This window comes from Rhizobium sp. CBN3, from assembly GCF_030518245.1.
Lineage (GTDB): Bacteria > Pseudomonadota > Alphaproteobacteria > Rhizobiales > Rhizobiaceae > Rhizobium > Rhizobium aethiopicum_A.
In genome coordinates this window covers 1-9,553 of the sequence record NZ_JAULSE010000051.1, presented here as the reverse complement: position 1 = coordinate 9,553, position 9,553 = coordinate 1, and the positions used below count along the sequence as shown (strand labels likewise).

Sequence of the window (9,553 nt, the reverse complement as noted above, 5' to 3'; positions counted from 1 at the left end):
TCCGGCAGGATTTGCCGTCAGCCGCCTATTCACCGGTGCAAAGCGTCAATCCGCCAGACGCACCATGGGAGCAAAGCTTGGGGGCATCGATCTTCGGCACCCCACAGTACATGCTGCCTGTGGACGACTTGGGAGAAGCTGTCCCTCCGAGCTGGCAACACCGCAATCAACCGGCACCGGCTGGCCTTCGGCTTGCAATGTCCTGGCTTGAGTTGCTGCCGAGCGCGGACAACCCCCAGACCAGCATCACTATCCATGGTGTGCCCTACACGGCCACTCTGGGGCCATCAGGCAGGGAGAACGACATTTACCTTTTCCAGCAATAGGGTGGAGATGGATCGAGCAATAGATGCCAGTCGTTCTTGAAAAAGCACCAAATCGTTGAGGGAGAATCCGTTTTTACGCGGCCACGTGCAGCGCGCCAACCCAGATGAGACGATCCCCAGTGCCGGGGGCGACATCGAATGTGCACGTCGCCAGTCTTCCTTCAAAACGTGACGTTTGGCCAGCATCCCAAGAGGCGACGGCTGTCGCATCTGAGGTGTAGACAGATACGGATGCGGGAAGAGCCTCGGGTGCGAAGGATGCTGGCGCGGTCGCTGAAGTGCTTAGTGCCGTCTATGACGGCCTACCCTTTGCGGGTTCTACTATGGCTTCAGGCCAGGACGAAACCCGCCCATGGCGCCGGATGCATTTCATACAGCGATCATGAGCCAACGTGTGAGTTGGGTACTCGATGCCGACCACGTATCCTGCAACTATCAAACTATGCCTGCGGGCGGGTGCCGCGGTGGACCGACTTGTTCATCACGCAACGATCATTCGAAATGAACGTCGAAAGCTATCGACGACGTTCCACCCATGGGGGTCAAACGCCGGCGCGGCAGGCCAGCCTCATTCGCGACAATCAAAGGCACCGCACGGTTAGTCGCGGAGCGGCAATCAGACCCACGATGAAGCTCTTGCCAGCGACAATCAACATGATAACTTCATCCCGACCGCGACATGAGAATCTCATCCAGATTGTCGCGCGCGTCTCATCCTGATCGCCGCCCCATAGGTCGCATAACTATCAGGCGCGCAACGGGTTCTGTCAGCAGCTACACCGCAATGGTTCCGTTGCCTGAGGCGGCGAAATCAGAAAGGCCGGCGGAAAGATTGGTTGGAATCGGAAATTCTGACGGCACCCTTCACGCTGCATGTCCAACACATCACTCGAACTGCTTAAATGAAGGCCAATTTTAGCGGGCTCCGCATGGCAAGCGGCAAGCTGGCGAGCCTCTCAAGCCATGTGCCGGCCTTGTAACCGGTGTTCTGCTCCCACATTGCTCGCTGTCGCCTGATCTGTGATCGACGTTCCATGGACGAGCGACAAGGAGTTTCTCCATGGAGACTACGTTGGAGGTTCTCACGACGCGGCGGGGCCGACGTGAGGTTCATCGCCAATGGCCTGACGAGGTCAAGGCAAGGATCGTTTCGGAGAGCTTTCGACCGGGCGTGACGGTGAACGAAGTGGCGGAACGCTACGGTCTGAAGGCCAACCATCTGTCATCCTGGCGAACACTGGCGCGGCGGGGCAAGTTGGTTTTGCCTGAGCCGGAGGACGTAGTCGAATTCGCGGCCATGGTTGTCGAGACTCCCGCGCCGGAGCCGCCAGCCGCCAAGCAGACCTCCCGTGCCGAGATCGTCGTCGGTGCGGTCACCATCCGTCTTGAGGAAGGAGCATCTGCCACCCGGATCGCCGTTATCGCGCGTGTCCTGGCGGCCACGGCATGATCTTTCCATCGAACCGCGTACGGATCATGGTGGCGACCAAACCCGTGGATTTCCGCAAGGGGCATGACGGCTTGGCGGGACTGGTGAAGAACGAGCTGCACAAGGACCCGTTCACCGGAACGGTCTTCGTGTTCCGGTCGCGCAAGGCAGATCGGCTGAAGCTGATCTACTGGGATGGCTCCGGTATCGTCCTGGCCTACAAGAGGCTGGAAGAGCACACCTTCACCTGGCCCGGTATCAAGGATGGACTGATGACGCTGACCCACGCCCAGTTCGAAGCCCTGTTTGCAGGCCTCGATTGGCGGCGGGTTCATGCCGTCAAGACGAGAACGCCGGAGACCATCGAATAGCTGCGGCACGATGACTCAGGACGGCTAATTCCAAAGGCAAATGGGTGCGGGATTTGCTAGGTTCCGGCCATGCTGAACACCGCCGATCTTCCCGATGATGTGGCTGCCCTGAAGGCGATGCTGATCGCAGCCAAGGCACGCGAGGCAGGCAAAGACGCCCAGATGGCCCGCAAGGACGAGCGGATCGAGCGGCTTGAGAAGCTGGTCGCGGCCTTCAGGCAGGCAGCTTTCGGGCGCAAGTCCGAGAAGAGTGATCCTGACCAGTTCGATCTGGCACTAGAAGACTTGGAAACGGCCATGGCATCAATTCATGCCGAGGATGAGGCGGATACTCCTACCGGGAATAGGGCCATCAGGCCGCGCGCGATCAATCGGGGCTCCCTTCCAAAGCATCTTCCTCGTGTCGAAGAAGCGATCGAGCCGGAAAGCCTGATCTGCGCCTGCGGCGGTTGCCTGCATTGCATTGGCGAGGATGTCTCCGAGCGACTGGATATAGTCCCGGCGCAGTTCCGCGTCATCGTCACACGCCGCCCCAAATATGCGTGCCGTGCCTGCACCGACGGCGTTGCGCAGGCTCCGGCTCCGGCACGACTGATCCAAGCCGGCTTGCCGACGGAGGCGACCATCGCGCATGTGCTGGTGTCCAAATACGCCGACCATTTGCCGCTCTACCGGCAGGCTCAGATCATGAGCCGCCAGGGCATCGATCTCGACCGCTCCACGCTTGCCGATTGGGTCGGTCGGGCAGCTTTCGAACTGCGTCCGGTCTTCGACGCCTTGATTGCCGACCTGAAGCGCTCCACGAAGCTGTTCATGGATGAGACCCGTGCGCCAGTGCTTGATCCCGGTTCCCGTAAAACCAAGATCGGGTACTTCTGGGCGCTTGCTCGTGATGATCGACCCTGGGGCGGTGGTGGTCCACCAGGAGTCGCCTTCACCTACGCGCCCGGCCGTGGCGGGCAGCATGCTGAACGGATATTGCAGGGGTTCGCGGGCGTCCTTCAGGTTGACGGCTACGCCGGATATAATCGCCTGACTGCACCGGACCGCGTCGGTCCCAACATTCAGCTCGCCTATTGTTGGGCGCATGCGCGGCGCAAGCTGGTCGAGATCACCCGTACTGGCACAGCGCCCATTGCTGAGGAAGGCGTCAGGCGCATTGGTGAACTTTATCGCATCGAAGCTGAGTTGCGCGGTCTCAATCCCGAAGCTCGCCTTGCGGGAAGGCAAGAACGATCAGCACCGCTGATCGCGGACATGCGGACCTGGCTCACTCATCATCGTGCGCGTGTTGCTGGCAAGTCGCCACTTGGCGAGGCTCTCAACTATATTGCCAAATACTGGGATGGCCTGTGCATCTTTGTGGCTGACGGCCGCATCGAGATCGACAACAACAGTGTCGAGAGAACCATCCGACCGATAGCAATGCCCCGTTCATTCTGCCCATGTCGGCGATGAAGTCGAGGTTCACTATCGCTGGCATCCGTATTTTGGCCAGAGGGTTTCAATTCGCCGCGTCGAAGAACGAGCGACGGGTCGGTTTCTGAAGGTTTTGGGGCCGACAGGTGTCGTGGTCTCGATTTCGGGCTGGATGATTGATCCTGTGGTGTGCGGCGTCATGACCATGGGTCTTGCACGTGTCGATCTTGCGGCGCTGATCGAACTGAACAGGCTGGTCACCGGCGGCGACAAGCCTGCACTCTTCCGAGGTGGACGTAGAATCACTCAGGAGGAAGACGATGAGATCCCGCAATACGCTGGTGCCGGCGTCACGCCGGCAGCTCGACCTGATATTCAAACCTCGGACGCTCGACGGAGTGAGCGACAAGGACCGCAAGAAGGCGGTAGCAACTCTGGCTTGCCTGCTGATGCAGGCGGCCGGTCTGGTCGTCGAGGAGCTCAACGATGACCAGCACTGATTTGATTCCGACAGCGCTGCTCGCGCGCAAGGCCGTCGTTTATGTGCGGCAATCCACGCAGTCGCAGGTTATAACCAATCTGGAAAGCCAGCGACGGCAGTATGATCTTGTTGACATTGCGCGACAACGCGGCTTCAGCGACGTCGAGGTGATCGACGACGACCTGGGTCGCTCTGCCAGCGGAACGGTCGCGCGCCCCGGCTTCGATCGTCTTGTCGCCCTACTGTGCGCCGGCAAAGTTGGTGCCGTTTTCTGCTTCGACGCCTCACGGCTCGCACGCAACGGCCGCGACTGGCACCATCTGCTCGAACTATGCGGCCTCGTTGAAGCCCGCGTCATAGACCACGACGGCGTCTACAATCCGTGCCGGCCCAACGACCGTCTGTTATTAGGCATGAAGGGAAGTATCAGCGAGTTCGAATTGGGCGTGCTGAGAGCCCGCATGCTCGATGCCGCCAGATCCAAAGCGCGCCGTGGCGAATTGCGACTTTCCGTTCCGTTCGGCTACATCTGGCATCGCGAGGCCGGGCTCGGGCTCGATCCTGATCTGCGTCTGCAAGAGGTAATCCGATCCATCTTCACCCGCTTCCACGAGCTTGGAAGCGCGCGCCAGGTGCTGCTGTCGATGACGAAAGATCAGATTCACTTCCCTCGGCCCAGGGATGAAGGGCGCATGACCAACTTCGTATGGATCCCAGTCCGTTATCGCAATGTGATCGGCATCCTCAAAAACCCTTTCTACGCCGGCGTTTACGTCTATGGGAAGAGCGAGAAGCGGACTGCCATCGTCGATGGACGAGCTCGGCGCAGTTACGGGCACGGCAAGCCCGTCGGTACCTGGGAGGTGATGATCCGGGACCATCACGAAGGTTACATCAGTTGGGACGAATACGAGCGTAACCAACAGCAACTGGCGCTCAATAATTATGGCCGCTCGGGTGGGACTAAATCGGGCCGTGGCGGCAAAGCATTATTATCGGGTCTCCTAACTTGCGGACGGTGTGGGCGGCGGCTGAGTGTTGCCTATACGGGCAATCCGCAAAGCCCTGTCTATCGTTGCTACAAACAGAATCTGATGATGGGCTTGCCCCGTTGCATGACGTTCGGCGGCTCGAAGGTCGATGCGGCGGTTGCGCGCGAGTTGTTGCGCGCGGTAGAACCATTAGCGATCGAGGCGACTTTTGAAGCAGAGCGGATGCATCGGGAGCGACAGGAAGACCAGCGCCACATTCACGATTTGGAGCGACAACAGGCCCGCTACGAGGCTAGCCTCGCCGAGCGCCGCTATGCGGCATGCGATCCCGACAACCGCCTGATAGCTGCACAGCTTGAGAAGAATTGGGAAACGGCGCTACGCCGCGTCCGTGATCTGGAAGTGCGCAGGCCTGCCGAAAGTCCTTCAACCATCGAAGTTGACCCAGGCACTTTCGCAAACCTCGCCGACAATCTGCAGGCGGCCTGGGAGTCGCCGGATGTCACCATGCGCGTGCGCCAGCAACTGCTGCGTACATTGATCGCCGACATCGTTGTCGATGTTGATGATGAGGTGCGCGACGTGGTGCTGACCATCCACTGGAAAGGCGGTCAGCATTCGGAGCTCAAGGTTCGCAAGCCCCAGACGGGGGAACACGGGTGCGCCACAACGGAAGATGCTTTGGCAGTGATGCGGAGCATGGCAGGACGCTGGTCCGATGAACATATCGCCGCCTCGCTCAATCGAATGGGAATGCCCACGGGGCAAGGAAAAACCTGGACCGCACACCGGGTCGCTTCTGTAAGGCGCGTCCGCGCGATCCACGCGTACAAATCAGCCGGCAAAGATGGCGAATGGCTGACCATGACAGAAGCTGCGGCGGTTTTGGGCGTGACCAACCACCGAATACGCCACCTGATCAACACGAACGTGTTGTCTGCCGAGCAGGTGGTTCCCGGCGCGCCGTATCAAATCCGGGCCAGCGACCTGACTTCGGCGACCGTCCAAGCCGCGATAGCCCGAAAGGGCCGCCCGTGTCGCATTCCCGACACGGAGACGCTTCCAATGTTTACAGATACTTAAAGAGGGAGTGCACAATGACTCAGGTCCGGCGCTAAACCGGAAGAATGCTCTCTTCGCTGGTCATCACACCGGAGCTGAGAATTGGGCGACCATCGCCTCGCTGATCGAGACGTGCAAGCTCAATGCCGTCGATCCGTTTGCGTATTTGACCAGCACGCTCACCGCCATCGTTAACGGCCACAAGCAGAGCCAGATTGAGGGTCTCCTGCCGTGGAATTACCCGGCAGGGTGATAGGTGCGTAAAGGCGTCTGTCGGCCCGCAGCGATCATTCAAAAATCTAAAGTATATGGTCCTTGGTCTTGATGTCGCCGCCTATGCATATGCAAGCTGCTCGGTGAAGACTGCAACAGATGTTTTACGGCTGGATGCGATGCTGAGCCGTTAAGTGATCTCTTACTGGAATCGCTTAATAGTGTGCTTCCATCTCGGAGCGCCTCGTCTGATCAATGCCGTATACTCGAAGGACGCTCATTGCCTCATTGGTTTCGCTTCCGCTCATGGGATGCCAGGGCGAGAGTGCAACGGTCCGTTTTAAGGTGATCGCTTTGGCCACTGTCGACGGGCGGCCGGTCGAAAGTTCATCAGTCATGGAAGTTTCCTATTCGAAGGTGACACAGAGTCTGATCGGCAATGGGGGCACCACGCGGCTTTACGGCGAGGCTTTGATCTTCGATCTTGGGGGCAAAGGCACCGTATATATCCTGCCGATCCGCAGGCCTCCAAGCGGTAGCATAATTTACAATATTTATGAATTTAACGTACTGCGTACGTTCGGTGTTAAGAACAGCGTTGGAAGTTTGGCACCCGCTGACTTCGATACACTGCGGATCGCCAAAGGTCGTCGACCGTATAATGTTGACAACAGTCAGCTACCCACCTTTGTCGCCTTTGCCGATAAAGGGAATCCTAAACGGTTTACGAGATCGATCCCGCAAAGCTAGGGACGCGCTTCCCTGGTGTAGTTTTTAAGCGGCTTGATATTGAAATCACCGATGAGCCCTTGACTGCGAAGTTGAGAACGCGGCTGCCTTGGCTTAATTCATCTAAGCGTGTCTTCCAGAGTGATCCACCTGGACATCTACGGCCTATCGGCGAAAGGCCGGCCGATCGGCTTTGTGCTAACTAAGGATGATTTTTTTGGAGCTGGTAGCAGATGAGCCGCGACCAAGTAATGATTTCGATCTCACGTCATTCAGTGGTCAACGGGCAGCATAACTGCAATCGGCGCGAAGCTCCGTCTCGAACATGGCGACGCTATTCGAAACGGCATAAACCTAGTGGTCAAGGTGCGAGAGGGAGAGCGCTTACGCCGGCCTGATGGTCGAGTGCAGACGATTGTCGGCAGGCCGTCGCCATATAGCGTTCGGCCATGCCTTGAGGGCATGATTGGATCTGGGTTTAGCATGCTGGGCGGCGGCCGGCAGGCATTAGGATCGAGGTTCCAAATTTGATTTCCGGAGGACCGGCATCGATGTACCCAAGACGGAACCAGCCGCGCGATGACGATTCTCGCGAAGTAAGTGGGTGGATCGAAGACGTGACCGGAGCTTTCGAGACGGACGCCTGGATCGACGACTACTATTCAGAGAGCCGAGAGATGGAACAGGATCCGACCGACTTGCGCCTCGGTTCGCACGATAGTGACGCCGGCGACCGTGTGCCGCGTCGCAGTTCCGTGGGCGGTTCGATGCGAGTGACGCCGCAGTCGCTGGCGCCGGAGAGGGGTTCGGGGCAGCAAGACGTCGATGCCGCAACGGAGACTCACGTGGCCTCAACCAAGGTTCGCAAGCGTGGTCGCCCCGCCGACCGAGACATGCATCCTGATGACGAGACCCGTATCAACCAGTTCGCGGAAGCAGTCCGAAACTACGAAATTCTACCCGACGGTAGCATCGGCCGAGGGGACGGAAGGGTTCCCGAGGCTACCGTCGAGAACAATTTAGGGATTCTTAGGAGGTTCGCTCGTTGGCTCCGAGCAGCAAACAGAGATTCGATGGCTTCTCGGTTTTTAAACGATCCAGATTCACTAGCCGTTGATATCGCGGATTATTGGGCAAGCGGTGAGGACGATCAGAACCGTCTTAACTCAGCGCTGTCTCATTTCAGGAGGCTCGGACCTGAGGGGCAAGAACTCCAAGCCGTTGGAGCTGGGCCGCGCCTGATGGGCCGCCGAATTCATGATCCCTATCCCGATGACGCCCGCGTCATTGATAGCTTGGCCAAGGAAGAGCTGAGTAAGTTCGGACCGGTCTCGATTTCTCAGAAAAATGCCAGTAACCAACGAAAGTTTAGCGATTGGCTCAAAAGGGAGGGTAGGGGGAGCATAGTCAGCCGACTCACGGGTACTGATCAGCAGCAACGGTCGTTGCAGGAGGATTTTAGGAAATTTACCGAGGCCGAGGGAAAAGTGGTCGTGAGTTTCGATCGGCTGCGGCAGTATCTAGGCGCCGAGTCGCAGTTGAAACAGCATCATCCTTATCCCGACGACGCCCTCATGATTGATGGCTTGGCCAACGAAGAGCTGAGCAAGCTCGGACCGGACTCGACTTCCAAGAGGAAAGTTGTCCAGAATATGGCGATAAATCAACGGAGGTTTAGTGATTGGCTCCAAAAGAATGGTCGGGGGAGCATAAGCAGTCGCCTGACTGGCAGTGATGAGCAGCAACGGTCGTTGAAGGACGATTTTAGGGAATTTACTACTAACGTTGAAGTAAAAATAAGCGTGGGTTTCGATCGGCTGCGACAGTATCTAGGCGCTGAGTCGCAGTTGAAACAGCATGATCCTTATCCCGACGACACCCGCATGATTGATGGCTTCGCCAATGAAGAGCTGAGCAAGCTCGGACCGGACTCGACTTCCAAGAGGAAAGGCGTCTTGAATCTGGCCAGCAATCAACGGAGGTTTAGTAATTGGCTCCGAAAGAATGGTCGGGGGAGCATAAGCAGTCGCCTGACTGGCAGTGATGAGCAGCAACGGTCGTTGAAGGACGATTTTAGGGAATTTACTACTAACGTTGAAGTAAAAATAAACGTGAGTCTCGATCGGCTGCGGCAGTATCTAGGCGCTGAGTCGCAGTTGAAACAGCATGATCCCCATCCCGACGACGCCCTCATGATTGATAGCTTCGCCAACGAAGAGCTGAGTAAGCTCCGACCGGACTCGACTTCGCAGAGGAGAGTCGTCTGGAGACTGGCCAGCAATCAACGAAAGTTTAGTGATTGGCTGCAAACCAGGGGTAGGGAGAGCATAGCGAGCCGGCTCAACGGCAGTGATCAGCAGCAATGGTCGTTGAAAAAAGATTACCAAGACTTCACCGAAGACATGGGAAAACACACTATCTCTTTCAAGCGGCTTCGGCAGTACCAGCAAGTCGTTGAGGCGAACGCAGCGTCGGGGTTGTCCCCTGAGCAGGCAAGTGGCCGGGAACCGGCCGGTCTGGACGGCCGTTCG

7 protein-coding genes and 3 pseudogenes are annotated in these 9,553 nt (G+C 57.9%); 9 read left to right on the top strand and 1 reads right to left on the bottom strand.

From position 1 onward, the window contains the following. From QWJ46_RS30505 to QWJ46_RS30475, 7 genes and pseudogenes are all read left to right on the top strand, one after another. Window positions 1-326, top strand: a pseudogene (locus tag QWJ46_RS30505) (hypothetical protein); the annotation flags it as partial. 1,060 nt (window positions 327-1,386) lie between these two features. After that, window positions 1,387-1,776: a transposase gene (locus QWJ46_RS30500; RefSeq protein WP_004675971.1), complete on the top strand. Its 390-nt coding sequence runs from the start codon at window positions 1,387-1,389 to the stop codon at window positions 1,774-1,776. Further along, window positions 1,773-2,126, top strand: a complete 354-nt coding sequence (gene tnpB / locus QWJ46_RS30495) for an IS66 family insertion sequence element accessory protein TnpB (protein WP_018247174.1) — start codon at window positions 1,773-1,775, stop codon at window positions 2,124-2,126. The genes QWJ46_RS30500 and tnpB overlap by 4 nt, the downstream gene beginning before the upstream one ends. 69 nt (window positions 2,127-2,195) lie before the next feature. After that, a complete protein-coding gene (locus tag QWJ46_RS30490) occupies window positions 2,196-3,584 on the top strand; it encodes an IS66 family transposase (protein WP_004675973.1) in 1,389 nt (462 codons plus the stop codon). Between the two features lie 281 nt (window positions 3,585-3,865). Beyond that, complete coding sequence (locus QWJ46_RS30485; RefSeq protein WP_004675974.1) at window positions 3,866-4,045, top strand: hypothetical protein; 180 nt, start codon at window positions 3,866-3,868, stop codon at window positions 4,043-4,045. Then, window positions 4,032-6,101: a recombinase family protein gene (locus tag QWJ46_RS30480; protein ID WP_004675975.1), complete on the top strand. Its 2,070-nt coding sequence runs from the start codon at window positions 4,032-4,034 to the stop codon at window positions 6,099-6,101. Before QWJ46_RS30485 ends, QWJ46_RS30480 begins: the two co-directional genes overlap by 14 nt. 28 nt (window positions 6,102-6,129) lie before the next feature. Then, a pseudogene (locus tag QWJ46_RS30475) lies at window positions 6,130-6,333 on the top strand (transposase domain-containing protein); the annotation flags it as partial. Window positions 6,334-6,508: 175 nt separating this feature from the next. Here the strand turns inward: QWJ46_RS30475 and QWJ46_RS30470 are convergent. Further along, window positions 6,509-6,691 carry a hypothetical protein gene (locus QWJ46_RS30470; RefSeq protein WP_004675977.1) on the bottom strand — a complete coding sequence of 61 codons (183 nt, stop codon included), beginning with the start codon at window positions 6,689-6,691 and terminating at the stop codon, window positions 6,509-6,511. On the opposite strand from QWJ46_RS30470, the gene QWJ46_RS30465 reads away from it, so the two are divergent. Both QWJ46_RS30465 and QWJ46_RS30460 read left to right on the top strand, forming a co-directional pair. Then, the gene (locus tag QWJ46_RS30465) at window positions 6,690-7,043 is read left to right on the top strand and encodes a hypothetical protein (RefSeq protein ID WP_018247177.1); all 354 of its coding nucleotides are present in this window, start codon (window positions 6,690-6,692) and stop codon (window positions 7,041-7,043) included. The genes QWJ46_RS30470 and QWJ46_RS30465 overlap by 2 nt on opposite strands. Before the next feature lie 596 nt (window positions 7,044-7,639). After that, window positions 7,640-9,553 (top strand): annotated as a pseudogene (locus QWJ46_RS30460) (hypothetical protein); the annotation flags it as partial.